The organism is Nostoc sp. CMAA1605, from assembly GCF_021596505.1.
GTDB lineage: Bacteria > Cyanobacteriota > Cyanobacteriia > Cyanobacteriales > Nostocaceae > Trichormus.
This window is the reverse complement of the sequence record NZ_PJIZ01000096.1, coordinates 1-24,874: the sequence shown is the minus strand read 5'-3', so window position 1 is coordinate 24,874 and position 24,874 is coordinate 1. Positions and strand designations below refer to the sequence as shown.

Genomic DNA, 24,874 nt, shown 5'->3' with positions numbered 1-24,874 from the left:
GGTGCTGATGGGCCACAATTCCTATTTGAGTACGCAGTTGCACCTCAACCTACAGTAATTACTAACCAAGTTGCACCACTACCATCAGCTAAAAACCCCACGCAATCCAAGCCTGATGCTGTCAGCTTTACCCAACTATTCCCCATTATTTCTACGGGTAAAGACTTAACTCGTAAGGCTTATCTAATACCAGGAATCCTGACGGTAATATTTGTGGTGTTGATGTTTGCTACTGTCGGTCAACCACAAGCAAATCAGGTAATTGTTGCTACTTACATAGCCTTAGCTGCTTACTATTTTATCTACCAACTGTGTGGTAAACCTAAACCTTGGTGGATGCTAGTGGGTGCAGCTTTATCTACAGTGATCATCCTCCTCAGTCCCATATTAAATTTATTTATTTCTTCTTTCGGGAACTGCTTCCTGGGAACGTACCCCCCATTGATCAACCCATTAATAGCCTAACGGAATTATTTGTCAGGTACTTTTTTGGTGCTGGGTTGATGGAAGAACTACTCAAAGCTTTGCCAATTTTAGGAGCATATTTGACAGCCTTAGCACTCCCTTCTCCTTGGCGAGAAAAAATTGGAGTCTGGGAACCTTTAGACGGTATTCTGTTGGGAACTGCTTCTGCTGTTGGTTTTACCTTGGTAGAAACTTTAGGTCAATATGTCCCAGCCGCCTCTTTACAAGCTGGTTCAGAAGTAGGTTTACAGGTGCTGATTGCCAGAATTCTCGGTTTACCAGCCGGACATATGGCTTACAGTGGTTACTTAGGATATTTTATTGGGTTAGCTGCGCTCAAACCCCGCCATGCGACACAAATCCTGGCTGTTGGTTACTTTAGCGCGTCTGCACTCCATGCTTTTTGGAATACCGCCGGACATAGTAATAATTTGTTCTTAGTGGTGGTGGGTGTTCTATCCTATGCTTTTTTGATGGCTGCCATTCTCAAAGCTAGAGCATTATCACCAACGCGATCGCAAAATTTTGCTACCCGTTTTCTAGGGCCGAAATAATCTCTGAAACTAGAGTTATGGGATGCCAATTTGATTGTTAAATGTATGACTTGAAATAGGGAATAGGGAACAGAAAACTGTACTGATTTTTGTTCCAAAATCAAATGTGAATTTTATTGTATTTGGAGACTCGTAGCAAATTTGGGATTTGAAATGTAGAATGGCGATGCTAAGGCTGGCTTTATATCTCAGGATAGATGTAGGGATGGGAGAATTTATTTATGGTTAGCCTACTGCGGCATAATTTTGTGCGAAACCAATGATAATTAGTTAAAAGACCCAGCCATGTCGCTCAATAACTCAACAACCCTCAAATTCTGACTTGTAATCTTTGTTTGTCAGCCGGACTCTACCAATCCAGGGTCAGAATTGGGGATAAGGAAACAAGATTTGCGATATATCATCTGTGATAGTTGTGTTAATGCCCTAAAAAACCAGTAAGAAAAGACAATCAAGACATCAATCAACCTTCAGCATCAGATGTGTTGAGTTGTGTGAGAGCATAATAAGCGATCGCCATCCCCATTTTTGCCTGTTCTATTTCTGATAACGCTGCCCAATCTTCTACAGGCTTAACCACAGAACTGATGTTTTGTGACTCATGACTACGCATCGCATAGGCATAGGGACGGGCTAAAATTGACAGATCATCTGCTTCCCATGTGGGTAGCACGGCTTGAACACATTCAACTAGTTGTTCGCCTAAAGTTTGTTGAGACGCAACAATTTCTGTAGCTTTAGTAGCGATCGCACTCAGCCAGTTTTGTGGTATTCCCGCCGCAAACACCTTCTGTAAATTTTCTTGAAGATTGTTAACCGCCGCCGCAATTGTATTACAATTGTAGTGCGATGAATTTTCCACCTGTGACCACAGGTTATCTAATTGCTGATAAAAATTTTGCGCTCTGCTAGTAAGTTCTTCTTCTAGCATATCTTGACGTGCAAATTGTTCTTCTAATTCAATAAAATACGCTTCAGATTCATTATCTAAGGGATTCCACGGATAGGTAGCATCTTCTGGTTCTAATAAAGCGGCTAATAATTCCAATTCAACTTGAGATACTACAGAAGAGTGATTATCTGAACCTTTAATTTGATGAGTCATTGATTGTCTCCAAAACAATTTATTTAGGGATATTGACTGCTACACGGGTTCAATGCAATTTTCCGCAAAAAGAATTTTGTGAGTAATGAGTGCTGAGTGCTGAGTGCTGAGTAATAAGTAATGAGTAATAAGTAATGAGTAATGAGTAAGTAAGAGAAATAGTTTTTATCCCCAGTCCCCAATCCCCAATCCCCAGTCCCCAATCCCCATTCCCCACACCTCAAGAAGACACCTTAGAATCTTCAATAATAAACTCCCAAGTTTCTCCTCTAGAGCTACCAAACTTTAATTGCATTCCTGATTTTAAGGGTACTTCCTCTCGGAGTATTTGTTGCCAACCATTAGCTCCTAAATACCAAGTTGTACCGTAGGTGGAAAAATCTTGTAAGTAGTATGCTCTGACTTGGGTTGTACCGTTAAAAGTATTACGGCAGAGAATTTCGGCGTGTCTTCTAGACATTGAGGGTTCAGGAATGACAATGTCATTGTCTTTAGTGCGCCCAATGCGGGTGACACCGATTCTCAGTAACCAACTACGACCCCCAGGGGAGAGCGATCGCAAACAAGCCGTAGGTATAGACTCATCTATATGAGGGATGACGGTATCAGGTAATTCTGTTATCCCTTCATCCACGCTTTTAATCAGTTCCCCGTCAAAATCTGGGTGTAGATATAGAACAGGCAAAGTCCAAGCAGGTTGATTGTATTTATACAGTGTTAACAGTTCTTGCCTCGCTTCCGCTACAGCTTCGTCGATGGGTTTGCGTGACCTTAAAGCTTTGGCAAATACTTGGATAAAACTGTGACTTTCCCGATCAGCAATTTCATCACGCATTCCTAAAACCGCCGGTACACCGTGACGAATCAAAACTTCTGCTAAACTGCTAGTGGGGATAGCTTGATGATTGATGGCGGCGGGTTGCGCTCCCCAGCAAGCATTGAGAACTGCTAATTTGATGGCACTACGAGTCAACACTTGAGCTAATTCTATGCCATTGAGAGTCATACCAGGACGCAAAAATAACATTCCGCCATCGGGATTTGGTAAACCATGCCCTGCGTAGAAAAAGACGTTGTATGCTTTAGTTTCTAATTCTTGAATTAATTCTTGGGGAGTGGGTTGCAGTAAGGTTTTGACTGTGCAAGGGGCGTATCTTTGACCGTAACTACCCACTTGTCCACCACTCAACAGAGTTTGTTCTAACAGAGCTGCTTCGGTTTGCAGCTGTAGATTTTGATCATGACCAAGAACCAAGAGAACTTTCAAGGCTTGATCAGTACGTAAAGTTGGTAGGTGTTCAACTTCGCTGGTGGTGCGGCTAAAGAGCAAATCAGGGGAAAGGGACATGGCTGGCTGTCCTGGCTCTCGCTGCATAATTTCCCAAGGGAGGGCAATTAAATCAGGGTCACGGATTTCCAAACGAAATTGCAGACGTTTATTTTGACCCATAGCCATACCACGGCTACGCTCTAGACTGCCGAGAATTGAACCTTCAAAAACCCATCGCCATAGGTTAATACCTAAGTATTGCATCAAACGACTGCCGTAACCTGTATTTTGTCCACTGGCGGGTGTAACTAGGTTGATGGGCAGTTGATTGACTGAGCGTTGGTTAGAGCCTGTAGAAATATTGATACCACTATGGCCAGCAAACATTTGCTGCCATTCTTGCCAAACTTGAGTGAGTTCAGCCGGCCATACACAGTCACGCAAAACGTAGCCACTGGGATAGGGAGCTTTAACCACCCAAATGGCGAAAGTATCATTGCCAGTATTGATGAGACGGGCGATCGCCAAGTTCAGGGATGGCATGGATTCGTCAAACTAAATAGGTAAACACAGATAATTTCTACCAAAAATTTTCCCGTAAGAAAATTTCTATCTTATAAATTGTAAGTGTATTTATTATCTGTATTATTTCAGGTTTTTACCAGTTTACCGATTATTTGTTTGTCTGGCACTAGAATCACTTGGCTTTAAGAAGTCAGGCTGGAGGCGCGTATTATTTGCTAAAGGAATTGTCTTGTTGATTTTAATTACCTATCCAGGAGCGAGATTCTCAAGCGATCGCCATCCAAAACCGCGAGATAATCACAATAGTCTATGAGATTATCCACGATCATCAATGTCCTTCGATAACCTGTGTAAACTCCTCTCAGAAAAACATCCCGCCACCTTCGCCAGTTGGGTACTAGGAACACCGCAACCCAGTGCCACCATCCTCAAAACCGAATTGAGTATCGAACCAATCCGCGCCGATTACCTCACATTTCTACAACTGGAAAACCGCATCCTGCATTTAGAATTTCAAACCAGACTCGAATCCAACCCACCACTACCCCTGCGGATGCTCGATTATTGGGTGAGATTATATCGTCTATATCGTCTACCCATCACCCAAGTCATTGTACTCTTACTTCCTCCCGCACCCGATACAGTCATTGAAACCGTATTTCATGTGGAAAACACCCGCCATGAATATCGAGTCATTCGGATGTGGGAAGAAGATCCGCAAATATTCCTAGAGAACCCAGCTTTATTACCACTAGCACCTTTAACAGCTACTACCCAACCACAAGCCTTGTTACAACAAGTAGCAGCACGAGTCAATCAAATTGAACCAGAGCAAAAAGCCACCATCTCAGCTTATACCCAAATCTTTGCCGGGTTAAAATACGATAAAGACTTGATTCGACAAATATTTCGGGAGGATATGATGCGCGAGTCAGTGATTTATCAAGAAATTCTCGCTGAAGGAGAACAACGGGGAGAACAACGAGGAGAACAACGGGGAAGACTAGCAGAAGGGCGATCGCTCATTCTCCGACTTCTCACTCGCCGTGTGGGACAATTATCTTTAACATTATTAGGACGAGTGGAGACTCTCGGTTTAGAAGATTTGGAAAATCTGGGGGAAGCTTTGTTAGATTTTCAAAGCATCACAGATTTAGAAGCTTGGTTGAATAGATTAAGAGTTGAGTAGGGTGCGTCAGTAGGTAAAAAAAACTTAACTACACCCAAAAATTATCCATATTGACACACCCTACTGGCGTGGTAAGCCTTCAATGTTGCAAAAAACTCAAGCTACTGATTGAGTTTACCAGGGGTATTGGGCGCAGGGGGTAAATTATCTGAGATGGGGGATTCGCAGGGATTATCAGAATTGGCTTGTAATACTTCTAGTGTCCCTTCCTTCTCCAATCCCTGCAATTTTGAGTATTCGAGTTTGATTGGTGCTGCAAATAATTTTGCTACTTCTGGGGGTAGTGTTTTAACTGGACACAGTCGCAAAGAAACGCTGTCATTTTGTCTATTATCAACTTTCAAGAATGAGTCAGGCTGGAGGCGCGTATTATTTGCTAAAGGAATTGTTTTGTTGATTTTAATTACCCATCCTGGAGCGAGATTATCAAGCGATCGCCTCTGGGGTATTTCTGGTTGTTCTGTAGTTGCTGGTAAATTGGTGGCTGGAATAGGATTTGTGGGATTACTGACAAATCTGGCGCGAATTGAGGAAGTAATCCAGAATGTCAAGGAACCCACGGCGATCGCCAATAATAACGGCACGATAATTGTTAACGGTAAATTGCTGATTTTCGTGGGTGATTTTTTTCGCAGGACTTTTGTGGGTTGTCCCAGATTAGTGGCTGGTGGTGTGGCTGGGGCAGGTCTAACTACCGCCGATGCCGTTGGTATGGCGGTACTATCAGGTATAACTGCTTGAATCTTGACAGATGGTTCAGTGTATTTAACTTGATAGTGGACTAAGGCAATGGTGACGTTGTCATGACCATTTTTAGTGTTAGCCAGTTCTATTAAGCGATTAGCGACATCGGTTAAATTCTTACCTCCGTTGAGAATGGGCAGGATTTCTTTTTCCCAGTATTCTTCTACCCTGTCAAAATCACTCAAGCCGTCGGAGGTCAGCAAAAATACTGTATCTTCGTCGCAAATAAATCTTTGGGCTGTGGATGTAAGGAACTACTAGGACTCATGCCCAAAGCTTGGACGAGAGAACCTGCACCACTTTGCTGCACTGCTTCCCGATAAATGGCGTAGCCTAATCTGACTTCCCGTGAGGCGACATCATCATCTAGGGTGACTTGATAACAACCTTGGGGTGTAATCCAGTAAGCCCGACTATCACCCACATGGGTAATATACATTTCATGACCCAGGGGTAATGCCATTACCAAGGTAGTTCCCATACGTTTTCTACCTTGGCGATGTTCACTATCATTACGCTGGCTGATTTTGTCGTTGGCGATCGCTACTGCTTTTTCTAAATCGACTAGCACTAGTGCGGGATCTACATGATCAGCAGGTAGTCTGGTTAATTCCTGCACTTGCTGCTGAATGGTATCGATGGCTAAATTAGAGGCGACATTACCACCTTCATGACCGCCAATACCATCACAAACAATAGCTAAGGCTGTATGAGGTGGTTTATTAACGATTGTGCCACTAGATGGATAACAAGCGTCTTCATTTCTTTCTCGTCTGGGGCCAGTATCGGTTTTGGTGATGATGTGGATACTGGGGTTTTGAGTTTGTCCTAAGTCTCGTAATCCTTGGTCTAAAACGGTAATCAGCAATTCTGGTGTGTTGATTTCCCCAGCGATTAATAAGTTGCTGATTTGCTCCACAAATTCTGCGATCGCTGGTTTGGCAGTTTTCCCTAATTGCTGCCAAAACTCACCTAATTGGACTAATTCTGGCGGTTGAGTTGGATCAAAGCGTAATTCTAATAACTTAATTAATGAGCCTTCCACCCGTAATAAATCGGTATCCAGCAGGCTAGAGACTACACCTTCACTCTTTAAAGGTTGCCATAGCTGGGCTATTTGCCATAGCCAATTCAGTTGACGCATGGATGTGGCATTTTGCCAAGCGTCTGTAAATTTACTACACAAACTGATGTTTGGTTCTGCACCATCAACTACCAATGGCGGTTTTTCTAACAGCAATAACTCATTAGGACTGTAGCCTGGTGGGAGGTGAACTACACCGTAAATTTGCGGAACATTTAAACGATAAGGAATTAGCCTCAGATAAGGTCTAATCGCTTGGATGTTATCTAAGTCTGGTACTTGTGGCGGTAAACCAGGATGGGTATCTAAAACAACGGACGGATTAATGATTAAATAGCGATCGGCTAATAAGTCTCCAGGAGAACCTACACCTGAAACGTCTCCAACCACCCATAAATAACGTTGAGGTAAGGGTGTGGAGCATTGCTGGCAAAACTTATTAGTCAGGGGGTTCTCAGCCTGACAAATTGGACAGTGGAGCGTTGCCGCATCATTTTCCATAGTGTTCGCACCGATCAGCGATTGGCAATTTGTTCAACAATCTAAACCGCTCATTTCTCTTGAATTGGACGTATCCAACTAGGAATGATGATTTTAGCTAGTAGCTACTAACCCAAGTTACTCAATTACGGAAGATATGGTTTTGAGGTTTGGTAATTGCTAGTCGGTAATTAGGAAAATTGATTTACCGAATTACTCCTTACCCATAACCAAGCATCACCCTTTAACTGACGCAACTTAAGTTACTAGAAAATAGTAATACTTAATTTACAACCTATGCCAAGATTAGACTTTTTTGTCAACCATACGGCCTCATCATAGCTTCTATTTTTCCATGACTCCCGATTACAGGACTTGCCTACAAAAGACTTTTCGCTAGTAGAGGGTGTAAAAGCGTTGGGAATCCTCCTCAACTCCTATCCCTTGATTTCTGTATCAGTCTGAGGCTAATAAAGCAACTTAATCTACTCCATAAGTTCAGCATAACCACTATAATGTGCTATTTTAGGTAGTAGGCTGTTACTTTGTAACTAGCTATGATCGCAGAAAATAGGCATTCTCTACAGTTCAGGCTTGGCTATCTAGGGATAAACTTTCATTGAGAATCTTAAGATTACTCGACGAAATCCCAGATACTCAAACCCGATGTCAAATTTTCCTGTAACTTGGTATATCTTATCATCAGTAATTTGGCTAAATCATCTCTTAGTGATGTAATTGCAATCATTTTGGTTGAGTTTGACCACCCAGAAAATCCGATCAAGTATTAAGTGCAACCGAATAACTAAATTTTTTACAAAATTTAACTTTTTAATGTTAAGAATTGCTTAGGAAAAGTAGTTAAGCAACCTCAAAATTACAGCCCATGCTTTCTGTTGAGACGAAATGAGAGTCAGTCGTCTCGGATAGTAGAAGTATTATTGCGATTTTATGAGCAAATTTTTGTATCGGAATCTACTATCAGAATTTAACTTAGTTGACTCCCAGAAAATAAATTATTCATTTTACTTTAGTTGATATTTTCCGTATCTCCCCTGCCCCTCCGCAATTGCTCCACTTGGGCAAAGCCCAAGTGGAGCAATTGCTCTCTGCCCCCTGTCCCCCTTGCCTAAAAAGGGATGGGGAATTGGGAAGGCAGTGCTTGGTGCGGTTTGACCGATTTATAGCAACTGCCGAAGCCTATGCGCCGAGAATGCGCTGTTATTGTTTTTTAGTCCCTATTCTCGAAAAATCAAGACTAATCAACAGCCACTTGGGGAAGACCCATACTGTAGTTAGTTACTCGTGCAGAGAGATTGTAGCTGATTTCCCCTGATTGCAGGAGCGATCGCAAATAATGTTCTAAGTCAGAACCAACACGACGTAAGTTGTAATCTGTCAAGTCTTCACCGCTAGAGGCTTCCACCAGTTCATCAAATTTACGATAAACCTTTTGCAAAGCATCTTCATTCCAGTTGAACTCGTTGTCTGGGTCAACATCCAATGTTAAGACTTGATTACTGGGAATCATTTCGCCTGCCCGGTCAATTTCTGCTGCGAAAATGCGTATGTGCCGGGTTGTAGACTTAAGCAGCGTTGGGTTGTCCATAGATGAAGATGTAGGATTTTAGGTTGATTATACTGAAATCATTGTAGACGCTAGACCTGCGACAAATAAAGGGACTGGGGATTGGGGACTGGGGATTGGGAAGGCAAAAGGTAAAAGGTAAAAGGTAAAGGGTGAAAGGTAAAAGGTAAAAGGCAAAAGGTAAAGGGTGAAAGGTGAAAGGTGAAATCTAAAAGAGAAGATCATTGTTACTTTCATTTGATGCCCAATCCCTATTCCCCAATCCCCAATCCCCAATCCCCAATCCCCAATCCCCAGTCCCCAGTCCCCAACCCCAGTTTCACTCTTATAAAAAGTGAAGAAATTCAGGTTAATGTAGCTGGTAGTCTATGCTATTGTTGAAAACCAAGATTTTACTCTTGATAAAAATGTTTATTTTGCTTTCCTGAATTTTATGCTGAAAAAAACGTACATCAAGTAATTTTACGTAGCCACGATAAAAATCTCTCTAGCTCTAATTAAATCTCTAAAAACTAGCGAATTTACTTACGTGTAAACACGAAAAGTTCAGTAAAAACTCAGACTGTTATTGACTTAAAAATAAAGTTGATGTAAAAAGCTTTAAAAAGCTAGAACAACTTCTTACAGAAACTTTATTGTATAGAATCTCAAAAACTGAATAATAGTTATGGCTTGCTAGAAAAGCATCGGCAACTGATAGATGGCAAGATAAACCCTGAAAGTCTGTCTAAAAACACACAGGAGAGTGCAATGGAATATAAATGCTATGAATTGAAAAAACATTCTTAATGTCAGCAGAGTGGATTCAAAAAAAATATAAAGAACTTTGTCTGGAGATATCGCTGTCTACCTCGTAACCACCAAGTACAGGAATCCTCAAAACTATGAACTCGAAAGCATTACCACGTCAGATAAATAATATCGAAGTAGGGGTTTATGATTGCGAAATACATCTAAAGTTTCGCCTGATTGAAGAGAAAAGTTTATTAGGCGATCGCGAACAACTGCTGCAAGTGCTGCTAGATGCTTTAACAGAAGGCTCTGACGATTTCTTAGAGATGCTACAAGCATCTGTAAAAGCGCAGGAAGTGACGGAATTTAAAGCTTCACCACAAATGCGTCGTCAACTCATGCGTTTGCGTAATGCTGTTGATACTACTCCGTAATGAAATATCCAATGGCAACAGGAGTAATGTAAAACTAAAAATTAAGCAGGTTTGTTAGGCAGTTTCAACTTATTTGAATTGAGCAAATTTGCCTATTTGCTCTCAGTGGTGAATCTAGTAGTTGTATAATCCAACGCCTAGACTATAAACTTCAACTTCAGCTTGAAAAAAAACTAAATTGAGCATCTACAAGTGAATTTTAACGTTGGCACTAAGTAGATTATTTAGTGCTGAATAATGCAAACATACTTAACTTCCAGTTGGTGTCATAGTTTTGGAAGATGAGCATCTCAAATTAATTTATCTAACCAGGGTTTTACTTCATTGTGTAGGTATTAATTTAGTCAAGTAACCTATCGGTAATAATCTATTATTTCAGATTGCACTGACTGTAGTTTTTGAATTCAGTAATTATGTGGGTTGATAGGGACTGCCAATTGGATAATACCAATTCTCCAAAATCCGGCAACAGATTCAAACTCAGAAACCCTTGTAAAATCAAGCTTTCTCAATTGCGTAAAGCCTGCGGCATAGCTACGCTTAGAGCGTAGCTGGACGTTAGTCCATTGCGTTAGCGTACCACTCCGTGGAAGCAAGCTACGCGCTAGCGTCTCGTAGAGAAGCGGGGCGGGAGCATCGTTGCGAATTGGTATAACTTATTTTCTGGAAGTCCCTAATACCAATTTTGGATTTTGGATTAAAAGCCTAGATTCTTTTTCTATTCCAGAATGTCGAAACAATACTATCTATCCCAATTCGGTATCACATCTAAAAATATAACAATACCCCTCCTGTAGTCCTCTTCTGGTAGTTGAGGGTTACGGGAGGGGTAATATTAATTCAAAATACCCTACGGGAATCGAAAGCTACAAAATTCAGAATTCAAAATGTCAATTAGCTAGTCCATGTTCTAAAGCAAAACGCACTAACTCTGTACGGCTGTTAGTACCCGTCTTACTAAATAAGCGACTCACATATTTTTCGACATTTCGCACGCTTGTTTCTAAACGACGGGCTATTTCTTTGTTCATCAGTCCCTCAGCAACCAAGTTTAAAACGCTTTGTTCTCTGGGTGTCAGGTCGATTTTAAAGGGGGCTGGAGATTGAGAAATTGCACTTTTTTGGGTCAATAAAGCTTTAATTTGAGCAATTTGATGAGCTAATTCGGCAATATCGGGGGTTTCGCTGTCTTCACCAAGACTTTGCGGTTTGGCGGTGCGGCGAGTCAGTAAGTTCTCTACAATGGCGATTAGTTCATCGGGGTCGAAGGGTTTAGGAAGATAGGCATCAACACCAGCTTGATAACCTTGGATGCGATCGCTAGTCATGCCTTTTGCTGTTAAAAATACCACAGGCAGGGATTGAAAGCGGGGGTCTTCTCGCAATTGCTTGAGAAATTGATAGCCATCAACTTGGGGCATCATAATGTCAGAAATGACCAAATCAGGCGTATTTTGCTGCATCAAATCCCAGCCTTCGCGGGCATTACTGGCGACTTGAACGGCGAAACCGCTTTCTTGTAAATATTCTTTCACGGCTTCCCGTAATCCAGGTTCATCATCTACCAGTAATAATTGTGCTGACATCGAAACATTTCCTTATGGTCTACCTGTCTCCAATTTAGCGAATCCTTGATCTAAAATTCAAATTTCCTCCAGCCATGCAATTGTTTTAGCGGCTTCTGGTAACTGGGCGTTGCGTTGTCCCAGTGTTCTTTGTCTGGCAGTATATAAGCTTAACGGAGTATCTAATAAATCTACCAGTGTGGCTTGACCTGCGATCGCTCTTACACTATTCTTGGGCAAGTCTTTGAGTAACCACCGCACTAAACGATAACTAATATCCTTAATTTTCGTATCTGGCATGAGGTCTATGCCATGTAGTTCATGTAAGTAACGATTAGAACGCCCGTAGCGTCGCCACTGACTGGCTAATTCTGAGAGTGTCATCCGGTGGCGGTGCTGTACAATTGCGTCTGGGGCAAATTCTAAGTTACCAAGATTGGCTCGCAAAATTCGCCAGCAAATGTCTGCATCTCCACCAGTGGTGAGATAAGGACGAAATAAACCTGATTGGGCGAAAACACTCCGACGTATTGCTAAGTTAGCAGTCTGTCCGTAAGGACAAAAGGGATGAGCCAGGGTGTGTTTTTGCGAAAGAGTGGCTTGGCGTTCTGCGTGTTCTTCTAAAAGCGTTGTACCTGGCAGTGCTGTAATTTCTCCTGCCACAATTACCACATCTGAGTTGACAAAAGGCTGAATTAATGATGTGAGCCATTGGGGTTGGGGACGACAATCAGCATCGGTGAAGGCGATAATTTCCCCCACAGCCGCCCGAATTCCCTGGTTACGAGCCGCATACGAACTTTGTATTTGATTTTCACTCAAGGGGCGAATGGTAATTGGGCTATGGAGTGCGGTGGTTTTGAGAGCGTCTAAGGTGCGATCGCGACTATTATTATCTACTATTAGGTACTCTACTTTGTCTGGTGGGTAGGTTTGAGATACCAGACAGTTAATTAAATCAGGTAAATCTGCTTCACCGTTATAAATAGGAACAACCACCGAAACCATTGGCAAAAAGCTGGTAGCGGTGGTTGCATCAAGTTTTTGATCATTCATGATGAATAAGGGTGTGGGGTATAGGGGTGTGGGGGTGTAGGGGAGGAATTAAAGATGCTTTTAACCCATCCCTAGTCCCTAATCCCCAGTCCCTGACTTAGTATTCCCGATTCACCATCATATAACGGTCTTGTGAGGAGCTGGTTAAGGCTCTAAGGGTAGAAATCGAAAAACGCTGATATATGAACAACACCTGTATAAATAAATCGTCAATGCACGGATGTTTAATATTTTAAGTCTTGGGCGCGGACACTTAAAGGTCGGGGTGTCTGACCGGCGGAAGATTGAGCAAAGCTATTAGTAGATAAAATGGCGATCGCTCGGCTGTATTGAGGATCGTTTGGTGTACCGATCAGATTAGGATTAGAAGCTAGTAGACGTTCTTGAGCTTCTGTCAGGTCTAATTTAATGTCTGGTGTAATCCCTTTATGGTTGATATCTGTGCCATTGGGGGTGTAGTAGTGGGCAATAGTGACAGCTAAACCAGAACCATCTGATAATTCATGAACAGACTGCACCAAGGCTTTACCGAAGGTTTGACTACCAACTACCACTGCGCGTTTATTATCCTTGAGCGCGCCTGTGAGAATTTCGCTAGCACTGGCGGAATTTCCGTCTACTAATACGGCTAAAGGTAGTTTGGTTAAAGCGGTGCGGTTAGCTTGTGTATCTTCATTCATGCCTTTGCGGTTGACTGTACGTACAATCCCGCCATCATCTAACCACATCCGAGCAATTTCAATGCTAGCTTGTAATAATCCGCCTGGATTACCACGTAAATCTAAGACAAAGGCATCAACTTTTTTACCGTTTAAATCGCGAATCGCTCGTTGCATTTGTTCAGCCGCATGGGAGCTAAATTCACGTAACCGAATATAACCGATACGGCGGTTGCCTTCTTGCTTGACGGAGGAAAAAACGGTTGGAACTTCGATGGTGGCTCTTGTCAACTGCACATCAAAAGCACTACGGCCGCTACGTCCTAGACGCAGGGTAATTTTGCTGCCAGCTTTACCGCGAATTAGTTTGGAGGCATCATCTATTTTCATAGACTGGGTAGATTTGCCATCTATTGCCAAAATTTCATCCCCTGGTTTAATGCCGGCTTTCAAAGCTGGGGAATTTTCTATGGCTTCGACAATAGTCAGTCGCTTGGTGCTTTCGTTAATTTCCATCCGAATGCCGATCCCAGAGACTTCCCCAGAGGTTTGATTGGTTAAGGCTTCAAACTGAGAGGGAGTCATAAACCGAGTGTAGGGATCGTTGAGCTGTTGTAAAGCTTCCCGAATGGCTATATACGCCTCTTCTTTCGATGAGTAGTCTTTGCTTAATAGACTTTGCCTTGCTGCTAGCCAGTCCTTTTGATTAAATGTGCCGTCAACATATTCGCTATTGACTATTTGCCATACTTGGTCAACCAATGCTTTCGGACTATCTTGGAGTGCAGCACGAACGCTCCGAGTCCAAGCAGGGCCAAATACGGATACTGTAGCAGTTGTGGCGATCGCTCCTCCAATCAGAGCTACTTGGAGCAGCGAGTGACGTTTCGCAGATTGATTCATGTATATCAGCAGGAATTTACGGTGGTGTTGACAGTTTAGCAATCAGGCTTTTAGAAGTTTCTTAAGTTTTTATACTCAACTTGCAGCTACGCTTCCCTCATAATTTTCCCCTCTGAATCATGCTAGGATCTTGCCTTGATTTTGTGAAAACTTGTGAGTGGACTTTTTTACCTTGTTTGCTAATCTAATTTAACTTTGTGACAATAGTGTGACAGTTATATAACCGTCTTATTTACACCCTATATTAATTTCCTAAGATAGCATTTCATCGTTAAAAATGCCGGTTTTTTTCAACTAAGTTAATCAGCTGTTTTGTCCTAATAACATGAGACACAACTTTAGCAAGAATTCCCCGATTATCCAGGGTAGTAAATTCCGCAAACAGTTGCCGTTGTTACAAAAACTGGGTTTAGCTCTATGCTTGTTACTGGGGATTTGGTTAATTATTATAGCTACTAACCTAGTTGTCGCTTCCACAAAACCAGCCGATGCCTTTTTTGTCCTGGGTGGCAGCATTCGCCGTGAAATTTATATTGCCCAAATAGCAAAACAAAATCCACAGATTCCTATTTTAATTTCCCAAGGTTCTAAAGACCCTTGTATATGGCTAATTTTTCAAAGAGAAGCCGCAGATTTAGAAAACGTGTGGTTAGAAAAATGTGCTAATTCTACCTTTGACAATTTTTATTACGGAATCCCAATTTTACGGAAATGGGGAGTAAACAAAGTCAAACTGATTACCTCCCCTACCCACTTACCCCGCGCCCAATGGATGTCACAAATTCTTTTTGGATCGCACGGCATTTGGGTAGAAGTTGAAGCGGTGGAAGAGGTTGGTGTTCCTGGCAATCGTGAATCTTGGTTAAAAACCGCACTCGATATTATACGTAGTCTACTGTGGGCAGTTTTGAGTCAATTTATTCATCCCCAATGTTCTAACATCACTCAACTGAGTGATGTAGATATACAAGCTTGGCGAAATCAGGGTTTTAAGTGTGAACGCCAAGGGAATTTAGGTGTATAGGCGAAGATTTTGGGCATTGGGTATGGGGCATTGGGCATGGGGCATGGGGCATTGGGCATTGGGCAGGGGGAGACAAGGAAGAAAAGGAAGACAAGGTAGGAGATGAGAAAAACTGTTCCCTGTTCTCTAATGACTAATGACTAATGACTAATGACTAATGACTAATGACTAAAAGGCTTTACCCAAGCAAATTTAATGGCGGTGTCGATCGCGATCGCGGCGATCGCAAACCATAATATACTCTCACCTACTAAAACTACGAAGGCTAAAAGGTGGGTGTGGGTGTTGAATGCTTCCGTTTGACTTAAGCCTCGCACTAAACCAAAGGCTAGTACCCCACCAGAACTTAAGTGCGGATTTTGATCGGTGCGGATGATGTAGCGGTAAGTGACTCCGAATAGTAAACCAGAAAAAGCGGCGATCGCACCACTCAATAACCAATACCAGTTGAATTCTCTTTGCAGACTTACGAGTATAGGAAAAGACTTAGCTAGCACTAGGGTATTGACAAGACTAGTCATTAAAAAAGCAAAACTCAAAGACAAAGCCCCAATAATTCCGGCTTTGAGGGATTCTAAACGTTCTGCAAGGTATTGCTGATCTAAAATTCGGTTCATATCTGAATTAAATAGTAGGGATTAGGGATTGGGGACTAGGGATAGGGAAGAACATCAATATCAAGATGAAAAAAATTGCCCAGTCCCCAGTCCCCAGTCCCCAGTCCCCAGTATGATAAATATTAGAGACGTTTTGTAAATAATTTCCAAAGTAAAACTATGATTTTGACATTGGGTTGGGTATCACTGTTAGTTGTGTTTACTTGGTCAATTGCAATGGTAGTATGGGGTCGTAACGGACTGTAGAGGCATGGTAGAAAATCCATTCCTGGGTATTTTGGCCTTAGTTGCCTTGGTGCTGTTATTAGCAGTCACTGGCGGTGTTGGTTATTTGACATTGGCAGAATGGCGCGATCGCCGTCTGCGAGATAACGAAAAACGCGACTTGCGACGCAGTACCCCTAAACGGCGATGATTCTCTATGAGGAAAAGGCAACTGTCAAAAATGCTTATTTTGTAGTCTTTTCCTATACTGTAGATGGTAGTTTAATCACTGCCATGCTTGACTAAGCATTAACACAACGCAGTTTTTTTCAAGAATATTCTCGTAGGGACACGGTATTGGCTTATCGTGTCCCTCACTTTTTAATCAAGAGGTAAACAATCAAAATCCACAATTCCCTGTTAAATACCGGGCTGCTTGGGGAATTCTAAGATTATGACTCAATGTAAAAATTACCGAGAGAGTATGAATGAAGCTTTGTCTAAAGTAATAGCCCAAATCCGTGAGTCTTTGGACATAGATACCATATTCAAGTTTACGGTGACGGAAGTGCGTCAATCGCTGAACACCGATAGGGTTGGGGTGTTTCGGTTTTATCCTGGTGTGGAATGGAAGGGCGAATTTGTCTATGAAGATGTAGATCAGCAGTTGAGTTATCCATCAATAGCAGAATCAGACAGTTGCGATTTAATTGAGGAATTTGCTCAACTTGATCAACAAGGTGCGATTAACGCCATCGCTGATGTTTCTCATTCTGGTGTCAGTCACTACCAAATTCAGATGCGAGAGAATTTGCTAGCTTGTGAAAATCTGGCTGCGCCTTTAATGAAGGGTAGGGATTTGTGGGGGTTTTTGTGTATTTGTCGGTGTAGTGAAAAACGAAAATGGGACGCATCAGAAATTGAGTTTGTGAAATTAATCGCTGAACATTTGGGGTTAGCTTTACAGCAAGCAGAATATGTAGAACAAGTTCAAAGTCAATCAACACAACTAGCACAGGCCAAAGCCCAAGAAAAAGCCATAGAATGGCAAAAGACGATCGCGATCGCCATTGAAAAAATTCGTCAGTCCCTGGATTTAGCAACCATTTTCCGTACTAGCACCACAGAAATCAGAAAATTAATCAATGCTGATCGTGTTGCTATTTATCGCTTTAATGAAGATTGGAGTGGCGAATTTGTCCATGAATCTGTAGCAGAGGGTTGGATTTCTCTTATAGATGAACAGTTAGAACGACCAGAACTCAAAGATAATGTTAGTAGTTGTAGTGCTAAAGATTTAGCTCAGGCTCCTGTTGTCGATAGTTATTTACAAGATACAGAAGGCGGTCGTTTTAGCAAAGGGGAAGTATATCGTGTTTGTTATGATATTTACAACTCTGGCTTTAGTGATTGCTATCTCAATGTCTTAGAAATTTATCAGGCTAGAGCCTATGTGATTATTGCTATTTACCACGGTCAAAGACTGTGGGGTTTGTTAGCAGTTTATCAAAACTCAGGCACTCGCTGTTGGCAAGAAGATGAAGTGTATTTACTCACTCAAGTCGGTACTCAATTGGGTGTAGCTTTACAACAAGCAGAATTACTCGCAGAAACTCAACGCCAAAAGGAAGAAATTAGCCAAGCCCTCAAAGAATTACAAGCAACTCAAAGCCAGTTAGTTCAAGCTGAAAAAATGGCGAGTCTGGGACAATTGGTAGCAGGAGTAGCCCATGAAATTAATAATCCGATTAATTTCATCTACGGCAATATTAGCCATATTAAGGAACACACAGATAGCTTATTAAAATTACTCTCTTTGTATCAAAAAAATTATCTAGAGCCATGCTCAGAAGTGCAAGAAGAGTTAGCAGAATTAGATTTTGATTACATTGCTGATGACCTACCGAAAATTATCAAATCCATGAGGATAGGTGCAGAAAGAATTGCTCAGTTAGTTTTATCATTGAGGACTTTCGCTCGCTTAGACGAAGCAGAAATGAAGCCTATTGACCTACATGAAGGTATTGAAAGTACACTGCTCATCTTACAACATCGGCTACAAGCAAAAGATAATCTGCCAGCCATCAAAGTGATTAGAGAATATGGCAATTTACCTAAAGTATTTTGTTATGCAGCGCAGATAAATCAAGTGTTTATGAATCTGCTCAATAATGCCATTGATGCTTTAGAGGAGTCCATAAACTCAGGTAAGGTGATTGTCGAACCCCAAATTGTAATCTCAACTAAGGTAAATGATCACCAAAGAATCATGATTTCTATTGCTGACAATGGCTGTGGTATTCCAGAGAATTTTCAAAGGCATATTTTTGAGCCATTTTTTACGACAAAGCCACCAGGAAAAGGTACAGGATTAGGGCTATCTATTAGCTACAAAATTATTGTTGAAGAACACGAAGGACAACTGAGTTTTAATTGTATTCCTGGACAGGGGTGTGAGTTTTGTATAGAAATTCCTATGGAGCCATCAGTTATGGTGAGTTAAAAAATATACAATCATCTGAATGGCAAGGGAGCAATTGCGGAGGGGAAAGACAGTGTTTTGCAGCAGGTAAATGGGATAGTTGATTCTCTGGAAGTCCCTAAAGCTTTTACCTACGATTTCAGTGTTGCATCTGTTGCTTGATTTTGGATAATTGGGTAAATTCTAAGAAAAACTGGGAAATTTTAGGAAAAGGGTGTAAAAAATTTTATTCTGGTAATCAAGCTTGTGCAACATGGCAATGTCAGCTAGATTACCAGATTTATGGCTATAGATTTACGGGCATTCTTTAAAGCAACAGACCCTAGCCGGACTCTGTTCATTAACAATAGCTTAGATAGTAAGTTTTATATTGATTTCTCATCGGTGCGTGGTGGGGACATTATTCAAACTCTCAAAAAAAGAATTACCTTTTTTCAGCCGGATGAACCTACTTGCACATTATTTACCGGACACATTGGCTGCGGGAAATCTACCGAACTGATTAGACTCCAGGGAGAATTAGAAAGGTTAGGCTTTCATGTGGTGTATTTTGAGTCTACCGATGACTTAGAAATTACTGATGTGGGTATTGCTGATGTGCTGCTGGCGATCGCACGCCGCATTAGTCAAAGTCTCGATAAAATTATCTTGGAAGATACCAACAAATTTAATGCTCTGTTGCAAGGCGCGTTGAACTTGCTTAACGCCGAGGTGACGGGAGTTAAAGCGAAAGTTCCCGTAGTAGGTGATGTAGGTTTTAGCGCGGAGAAGGAAAAACTCTCCCTATCTATGGGTATTGGCGAAATCACCACCAAGATTAAAAGCGATCCTAAACTGCGGGAGAAAATCAATCAATATCTTGCACCGCAGAAAATTCAGCTATTAGACGCTATTAATCAAGAATTATTGCAGCCGGCTATTAATAAACTCAAGCAGCAAGGTAAACAAGGATTAGTCGTCATTGTCGATAACCTTGACCGCATAGATAATAGTCCCAAACCTTGGGGAAGACCACAACAGGAATATTTATTTGTAGACCAAGGTGAATATCTCACTAAGCTCAACTGTCATGTAGTCTACACTATGCCATTGTCGCTGAAGTTTTCCAATGATTACGGCACATTAACCCAGCGATTTCACGAAGATCCCAAAGTTTTACCAATGGTGTCTGTAGTGTATCCTGATGGCAGTATCCATCAAGAGGGGATGGGGTTAATGCAGCAGATGGTATTAGCCAGAGCCTTTCCCGACTTAGAACCAGCAGCACGCTTAGAAAAGATTACCGAAATTTTTGACAGCGTTAGCACCCTAGAGCGTTTATGTATCATGAGTGGTGGTCATGTGCGGGACTTGCTGAGGCTGTTGAATAGCTGGATTATGGAAGAAATGTCACTTCCCCTCAGCCGCAAAACTTTAGAACAAGTGATACGTTCTCGCCGCAATGAAATGATGTTACCGATTTCCCAGTCAGAATGGCAATTGTTAAGGGATGTCAAGCGGAATAAAAGAGTCAGCGACGACGACGGATATCAAAAATTAATCCGCAGTCGCTTTGTGTTTGAATATCGAGATAGCGGCGAGTCGTGGTTTGATGTTAACCCCATCTTGGCTGAAGCGAGGGAGTTGAATGAGTAGGGGTGTGGGGAAGACAAGGGAGACAAGGGAGACAGGGGAAGAAAAACTAATGAGTAATAAGTAATGAGTAATGAGTAATGACTAATAACTAAAGACTAATGACTAATGACTAACGACTAATGACTAATGACTAATGACTAATAACCAAGAAAATTGCGATCGCTCTCTTATACAATTGGCTTGGGCGATTGAAAATAGCGTCGGACAGTTCAAGCTAATTTTGGCACGGTGTAATTATAGTCAATTGCGCGATCGCTTGATTGCTAGATTGCGGCAAGTCTGTCAAGTTGAAATTCAAGTTTTGGTAGTCCAGCAGTCTCATAGGACTTTGTTCTCCGCCATTCAAGAAACCTTTGGCGAAAACATCTCTGGCTGTGTGATGGTTGTCGGCTTAGAGACTGTGCAGAACTTATCCCAGATGTTAACTGCTGCGAATCAAGTTAGAGAAGAATTTCGGCAGCATTTTAATTTCCCTTTGGTAGTGTGGATTGATGATGCCATCTATCAGCAATTTATGCAAATTGCACCAGATTTAGAAAGTTGGGCAATTACTACAAGCTTTGAAATTAACAGCCAAGAATTAGTAGATTTTATTATCAACACTGCTCATCAATGGTTTAATAATCAACTTAATTTGAATTTCTACGAATATCAGAAATTAGCAACTGAATTAACAGCAGCCAAAAAAGAACTAATAAATGAAGAAAACCCATCTCCAAACCTCTCACGCCAGTTGCTACAACGGGGGGAATCCCCGCAACGCACTGGCTCCCCTACAAATAATGTAGAGACGTTTCATGAAACGTCTCTACATCTTCCCCCTTCCCTACTAGGGAAGGGGGTTAGGGGGTTAGGTCAATCCTCAGAACTTAATGCTTATATAGAATCATTATTAGGTTTAACTAAGCAAATCAACAATAAAAAAGATGCAGCAATCCAGCATTATCACACAGCATTAACCCTGTGGCAGCAAAGCAATAACCTAGAATGGCAAGTAAAAATTCTAGGAGAAAAAACCTTTTGTGCTTATCTTGAAGCCATTAAACAACAAGATAAAAAACATCCAACTTGGCAGGTGACACAGCAATATATTGACGAATATATTCAACTAAGCACTCAAATTAACCGCCCAGATATCATTGCTAATTCTCTAGAAAAAATTGGTGATGTTCTCCAAGAATTAACGCTTTGGCAACAATTAAAAACCTTTGCCCAACAAGCTTTATCTATTCATCAAAATAATAACCAGAAAAAAGAAATCGCTAGAGATTATGGATTTTTAGCGGAAGTGGCTTTAGCTGCATCACACTGGCAACAAGCAATAGACTTAGTTAAACAAGCATTAGCAATCATTCCGACAATTCCCCAGACTTCTTTAGATAATAGATTAGTCAAATCTGTTCAAACTTACGACTTAAACTTATATAAATTTATCTTGAGTCGCGCTCAATATCATTTGGGTAACACTCAAGAAGCAATTAGTACATTAGAAATAGCCAAAGACGGAGCAAATCCCCAAGAAGATGTAAGACTTTATATTAAAATTCTCAATCAATTACATAAATTTTATTTTGAACAGAAAGCATATCTCAAAGCTTACAACATTAAACAGCAAAGACGCTCGATAGAACAACAATTTGGCTTGAGGGCTTTTGTTGGCGCAGGGAGATTAGAAGCTAGACGACAAACATTACTAGAGACATTACATACAACATCTAATATATCCCCAGAAATTTCTGCCTCCGGTCGTCAATTAGATGTAGAAAGATTAATCGAACGCCTCAATGATGATGAATATAAATTAATAGTTATTTACGGTCAGTCTGGAGTTGGTAAAAGTTCGCTGGTGAATGCGGGTTTAGTGCCAGCTTTGCAACAACAATCAATTCGTGGCAAAGATAATTTATTCATCGTCATGCGGGTTTATACCAATTGGGTGGAAGAGTTGGGGCGGTTGTTGGGATTGGGGACTGGGGACTGGGGGTTGGGGACTGGGAATGTTGACGTTTTGAGTTCAGAGGTTCACAGTTCAACTTCGGAAGTTGACGCTTTAAGTTCAGAGGTTCAAACTTCAGCTTCAGAAGTTGACACTTTGAGTTCGGAAGTTGACACTTTGAGTTCAGAAGCAGAAAACTCTCATTTAAATCTTAATTTCTCCCCTACACCCCTACACCCCCACACCCTCACACCCCTACTTCCCCATTCCCTCCTCAATTCATTGCGCGAACAAGAACAAAACAATCTCCGCACGGTGCTAGTTTTTGATCAATTTGAGGAATTTTTCTTTGTTTACACTGAGCCTGCACAACGTAAGCGGTTCTTTGAGTTTCTGGGGTCGTGTCTAGAGATTCTATCAGCAAAGGTTATTTTATCCTTGCGGGTTGATTACATTCATTACTTGCTGGAATGTAATGATTTACCTAACTTTCAGATTATTGGTAATGACATTCTCAGTCATCGTGTGCTTTATAAGTTGGGTAACTTCTCCCCCAAGGATGCAAAATCAATTATTCAGCGTTTAACTGCAAATACTAGCTTTAACTTAGAACCTGATTTAGTTGATGCACTCGTAGAGGACTTAGCCGGAGAGTTGGGTGAAGTGCGTCCCATTGAGTTGCAAGTGGTGGGAGCGCAATTGCAAGCTGAGAATATTACTACTTTAGAAAAGTATCGGCACTTCGGCACTAAACAAGACTTGGTGCAGCATTATTTAAATGAAGTTATTCATGACTGCGGGGAAGAACATCAGCAGTTGGCGGAATTTGTGCTGTTTTTGCTGACTGATGAACAAGGGACGCGTCCTTTAAAGACTCGCGTGGAGTTAGAACGGGATTTGCAGCCATATTTTTCGTTTAGTGATGTTGAATCTGGGGAGATCCCCCCAACCCCCCTTAAAAAAGGGGGCAATAGAATCAAAGTCCCCCTTTTTAAGGGGGATTTAGGGGGATCAAATGATTTGGGTGGAGCAAGTTTAGATTTAGTATTAGAAATTGTCGTCAAATCAGGCTTAGTGGTGTTGCTACCAGAAAACCCAGCCGACCGTTATCAACTGGTACATGACTATTTAGCCAACTTTATCCGCCAGCAACAAGAACCGAAGTTAAAACAGGTAATGGCGGAATTAGAAAAAGAGCGAGAACAACGAAAACAAAGTGAAGCTAAACTCAATAAATTTCTCAAACGTGCCTTGTTTGGCTCGCTCGCCGCAGGTATGGGGCTGGCAATTGTGACTAATTTAACAGTACGATTGGTTAATGAGGCAAAAAGTCAAACACAAGATGCCAAAGCCAATGAAATTTATTCTTTAAATATTTCTTCTCAAAGGTCTTTGTTCTCTAACCAGCATTTAGATGCTGTGCTAGAAGCATTGAGAGCAGGCGAAAAACTGAAACACTCAGCTTTAGAGAAAAAAAGAAGTGATATTAGAGTACAAACTGCGGCAACTTTACAGCAAGCCGTTTATTTAAAGCCAAACGAAAAGAAAGAAAATCGTGCCATAGAGATAAACACTTTAGAAGGTCATAGCAATGAGATCAGGAGCATCACCTACAGCCCTAATGGGAAACAGTTAGCTTCCGCCAGTCTTGATGGGAGCATCAAAATCTGGGACATCAGCACGGGGAAAACTCTCACAACTATCAAAGATCATAGCAATACGGTCTATAGCGTCACCTACAGTCCTGATGGGAAACAGTTAGCTTCTGCCAGTCTTGACAAGAGCATCAAAATCTGGGACATCAGCACAGGGAAGACTATCACAACTTTCAAGGGTCATAGCAATACGGTCTATAGCGTCGCTTACAGCCCTGATGGGCAAAAGTTAGCTTCCGCCAGTCTTGACAAGACTATCAAAATCTGGGACATCAGCACAGGGAAGACCATCACAACTCTCAAGGGTCATAGCGATGGGGTAAGGAGTTTCACCTACAGTCCTGATGGGAAACATTTAGCTTCTGCCAGTCTTGACGGCAGCATTATTTTATGGAATGTCCGCACAGGAAAGCCCCTCACAACTCTCAAGGGTCATAGCAATACAGTCTATAGCGTCGCCTACAACCCCAATGGACAACAGTTAGTTTCTGCCAGTCTTGACGGGAGCATCAAAATCTGGGATGTCAGCACAGGGAAGACCATCACAACTCTCTCTGGTCATAGCAATACAGTCTATAGCGTCGCCTACAACCCCAATGGACAACAGTTAGTTTCTGCCAGTCTTGACGGGAGCATCAAAATCTGGGATGTCAGCACAGGGAAGACCATCACAACTCTCTCTGGTCATAGTGATGGGGTTATGAGCGTTACCTGTAGCCCCAATGGACAACAGTTAGCTTCCGCTAGTCTTGACGGGAGCATCAAAATCTGGGATGTCAGCACAGGGATGACCCTTCCAACTTTCTCTGGTCATAGCAATGAGGTAACGAGTGTCACCTATAGCCCTAATGGGCAAAAGCTAGCTTCCGCCAGTCTTGACAGCAGCATTATTTTATGGAATGTCCGCACAGGAAAGCCCCTCAAAACTCTCAATGGTCATAACAGTGCAGTTACTAGCATCGCCTACA

The 24,874-nt window shown here is 41.7% G+C and carries 16 protein-coding genes and 2 pseudogenes; 9 read left to right on the top strand and 9 right to left on the bottom strand.

Annotated elements, in window-relative coordinates; all coding sequences use genetic code 11:
• A pseudogene (locus tag CV014_RS24315) lies at positions 1–1,019 on the top strand (PrsW family intramembrane metalloprotease); the annotation flags it as partial.
• 463 nt (positions 1,020–1,482) lie between these two features.
• Here the strand turns inward: CV014_RS24315 and CV014_RS24310 are convergent.
• From CV014_RS24310 to CV014_RS24300, 3 genes are read right to left on the bottom strand one after another with little or no spacing between them, the layout of a single operon-like run.
• The gene (locus CV014_RS24310) at positions 1,483–2,124 is read right to left on the bottom strand and encodes a hypothetical protein (protein ID WP_236144379.1); all 642 of its coding nucleotides are present in this window, start codon (positions 2,122–2,124) and stop codon (positions 1,483–1,485) included.
• 23 nt (positions 2,125–2,147) lie between these two features.
• Positions 2,148–2,327, bottom strand: coding sequence for a hypothetical protein (locus CV014_RS24305; protein WP_236144378.1), 180 nt, complete (start codon positions 2,325–2,327; stop codon positions 2,148–2,150).
• 17 nt (positions 2,328–2,344) lie between these two features.
• Positions 2,345–3,937 carry a CHAT domain-containing protein gene (locus tag CV014_RS24300; protein ID WP_236144377.1) on the bottom strand — a complete coding sequence of 531 codons (1,593 nt, stop codon included), beginning with the start codon at positions 3,935–3,937 and terminating at the stop codon, positions 2,345–2,347.
• Positions 3,938–4,250: 313 nt separating this feature from the next.
• Here CV014_RS24300 and CV014_RS24295 point away from each other — a divergent pair, with 313 nt between their 5' ends.
• Positions 4,251–5,108 carry an Rpn family recombination-promoting nuclease/putative transposase gene (locus CV014_RS24295; RefSeq protein WP_236144376.1) on the top strand — a complete coding sequence of 286 codons (858 nt, stop codon included), beginning with the start codon at positions 4,251–4,253 and terminating at the stop codon, positions 5,106–5,108.
• Between the two features lie 101 nt (positions 5,109–5,209).
• On the opposite strand, the pseudogene CV014_RS24290 reads toward CV014_RS24295, so the two are convergent.
• Together CV014_RS24290 and CV014_RS24285 are read right to left on the bottom strand one after the other, a co-directional pair.
• Positions 5,210–7,437: pseudogene (locus tag CV014_RS24290) on the bottom strand (PP2C family serine/threonine-protein phosphatase).
• A 1,237-nt stretch (positions 7,438–8,674) separates the two neighbouring features.
• Entirely contained in the window at positions 8,675–9,025 is a 351-nt protein-coding gene (locus tag CV014_RS24285; RefSeq protein WP_236144375.1) for an NAD(P)H-quinone oxidoreductase subunit M, read from the bottom strand.
• 863 nt (positions 9,026–9,888) lie between these two features.
• Here CV014_RS24285 and CV014_RS24280 point away from each other — a divergent pair.
• The gene (locus tag CV014_RS24280) at positions 9,889–10,170 is read left to right on the top strand and encodes an Npun_R1517 family heterocyst differentiation transcriptional regulator (protein WP_236144374.1); all 282 of its coding nucleotides are present in this window, start codon (positions 9,889–9,891) and stop codon (positions 10,168–10,170) included.
• An 890-nt stretch (positions 10,171–11,060) separates the two neighbouring features.
• On the opposite strand, the gene CV014_RS24275 is transcribed toward CV014_RS24280, so the two are convergent.
• The 3 genes from CV014_RS24275 to ctpB all read right to left on the bottom strand — a co-directional run bounded on the left by CV014_RS24275 (position 11,061) and on the right by ctpB (position 14,353).
• Positions 11,061–11,756, bottom strand: a complete 696-nt coding sequence (locus tag CV014_RS24275) for a response regulator transcription factor (RefSeq protein WP_236144373.1) — start codon at positions 11,754–11,756, stop codon at positions 11,061–11,063.
• 57 nt (positions 11,757–11,813) lie between these two features.
• The gene (locus CV014_RS24270) at positions 11,814–12,791 is read right to left on the bottom strand and encodes a glycosyltransferase (protein ID WP_236144372.1); all 978 of its coding nucleotides are present in this window, start codon (positions 12,789–12,791) and stop codon (positions 11,814–11,816) included.
• Between the two features lie 224 nt (positions 12,792–13,015).
• Entirely contained in the window at positions 13,016–14,353 is a 1,338-nt protein-coding gene (gene ctpB / locus CV014_RS24265) for a carboxyl-terminal processing protease CtpB (protein WP_236144371.1), read from the bottom strand.
• A gap of 325 nt (positions 14,354–14,678) precedes the next feature.
• Here ctpB and CV014_RS24260 point away from each other — a divergent pair, with 325 nt between their 5' ends.
• The gene (locus CV014_RS24260; RefSeq protein WP_236144370.1) at positions 14,679–15,377 is read left to right on the top strand and encodes a YdcF family protein; all 699 of its coding nucleotides are present in this window, start codon (positions 14,679–14,681) and stop codon (positions 15,375–15,377) included.
• A 161-nt stretch (positions 15,378–15,538) separates the two neighbouring features.
• Here CV014_RS24260 and CV014_RS24255 read toward each other — a convergent pair whose 3' ends face one another.
• Entirely contained in the window at positions 15,539–15,994 is a 456-nt protein-coding gene (locus CV014_RS24255) for a hypothetical protein (protein ID WP_236144369.1), read from the bottom strand.
• A 159-nt stretch (positions 15,995–16,153) separates the two neighbouring features.
• Here CV014_RS24255 and petN point away from each other — a divergent pair, with 159 nt between their 5' ends.
• The 5 genes from petN to CV014_RS24230 all read left to right on the top strand — a co-directional run.
• Complete coding sequence (gene petN, locus CV014_RS24250) at positions 16,154–16,240, top strand: cytochrome b6-f complex subunit PetN (RefSeq protein WP_103136549.1); 87 nt, start codon at positions 16,154–16,156, stop codon at positions 16,238–16,240.
• 4 nt (positions 16,241–16,244) lie between these two features.
• Complete coding sequence (locus CV014_RS24245; protein ID WP_192881692.1) at positions 16,245–16,409, top strand: hypothetical protein; 165 nt, start codon at positions 16,245–16,247, stop codon at positions 16,407–16,409.
• A 243-nt stretch (positions 16,410–16,652) separates the two neighbouring features.
• Positions 16,653–18,701 carry a GAF domain-containing sensor histidine kinase gene (locus CV014_RS24240; protein ID WP_236144368.1) on the top strand — a complete coding sequence of 683 codons (2,049 nt, stop codon included), beginning with the start codon at positions 16,653–16,655 and terminating at the stop codon, positions 18,699–18,701.
• Between the two features lie 261 nt (positions 18,702–18,962).
• Complete coding sequence (locus CV014_RS24235; protein WP_236144367.1) at positions 18,963–20,315, top strand: P-loop NTPase fold protein; 1,353 nt, start codon at positions 18,963–18,965, stop codon at positions 20,313–20,315.
• Between the two features lie 133 nt (positions 20,316–20,448).
• Positions 20,449–24,874: nSTAND1 domain-containing NTPase (locus CV014_RS24230; protein WP_236144366.1), on the top strand; the 4,426-nt coding region annotated here is incomplete at its 3' end.

What these genes read in the sequence shown, in the direction of transcription:
- CV014_RS24310 (WP_236144379.1), bottom strand. Translation starts at nt 2,124, where the DNA reads ATGACTCATCAAATTAAAGGTTCAGATAATCACTCTTCTGTAGTATCT.
- CV014_RS24300 (WP_236144377.1), bottom strand. Translation starts at nt 3,937, where the DNA reads ATGCCATCCCTGAACTTGGCGATCGCCCGTCTCATCAATACTGGCAAT.
- CV014_RS24295 (WP_236144376.1), top strand. Translation starts at nt 4,251, where the DNA reads ATGTCCTTCGATAACCTGTGTAAACTCCTCTCAGAAAAACATCCCGCC.
- CV014_RS24285 (WP_236144375.1), bottom strand. Translation starts at nt 9,025, where the DNA reads ATGGACAACCCAACGCTGCTTAAGTCTACAACCCGGCACATACGCATT.
- CV014_RS24280 (WP_236144374.1), top strand. Translation starts at nt 9,889, where the DNA reads ATGAACTCGAAAGCATTACCACGTCAGATAAATAATATCGAAGTAGGG.
- CV014_RS24275 (WP_236144373.1), bottom strand. Translation starts at nt 11,756, where the DNA reads ATGTCAGCACAATTATTACTGGTAGATGATGAACCTGGATTACGGGAA.
- CV014_RS24270 (WP_236144372.1), bottom strand. Translation starts at nt 12,791, where the DNA reads ATGAATGATCAAAAACTTGATGCAACCACCGCTACCAGCTTTTTGCCA.
- ctpB (WP_236144371.1), bottom strand. Translation starts at nt 14,353, where the DNA reads ATGAATCAATCTGCGAAACGTCACTCGCTGCTCCAAGTAGCTCTGATT.
- CV014_RS24260 (WP_236144370.1), top strand. Translation starts at nt 14,679, where the DNA reads ATGAGACACAACTTTAGCAAGAATTCCCCGATTATCCAGGGTAGTAAA.
- CV014_RS24255 (WP_236144369.1), bottom strand. Translation starts at nt 15,994, where the DNA reads ATGAACCGAATTTTAGATCAGCAATACCTTGCAGAACGTTTAGAATCC.
- petN (WP_103136549.1), top strand. Translation starts at nt 16,154, where the DNA reads ATGATTTTGACATTGGGTTGGGTATCACTGTTAGTTGTGTTTACTTGG.
- CV014_RS24245 (WP_192881692.1), top strand. Translation starts at nt 16,245, where the DNA reads ATGGTAGAAAATCCATTCCTGGGTATTTTGGCCTTAGTTGCCTTGGTG.
- CV014_RS24240 (WP_236144368.1), top strand. Translation starts at nt 16,653, where the DNA reads ATGACTCAATGTAAAAATTACCGAGAGAGTATGAATGAAGCTTTGTCT.
- CV014_RS24235 (WP_236144367.1), top strand. Translation starts at nt 18,963, where the DNA reads ATGGCTATAGATTTACGGGCATTCTTTAAAGCAACAGACCCTAGCCGG.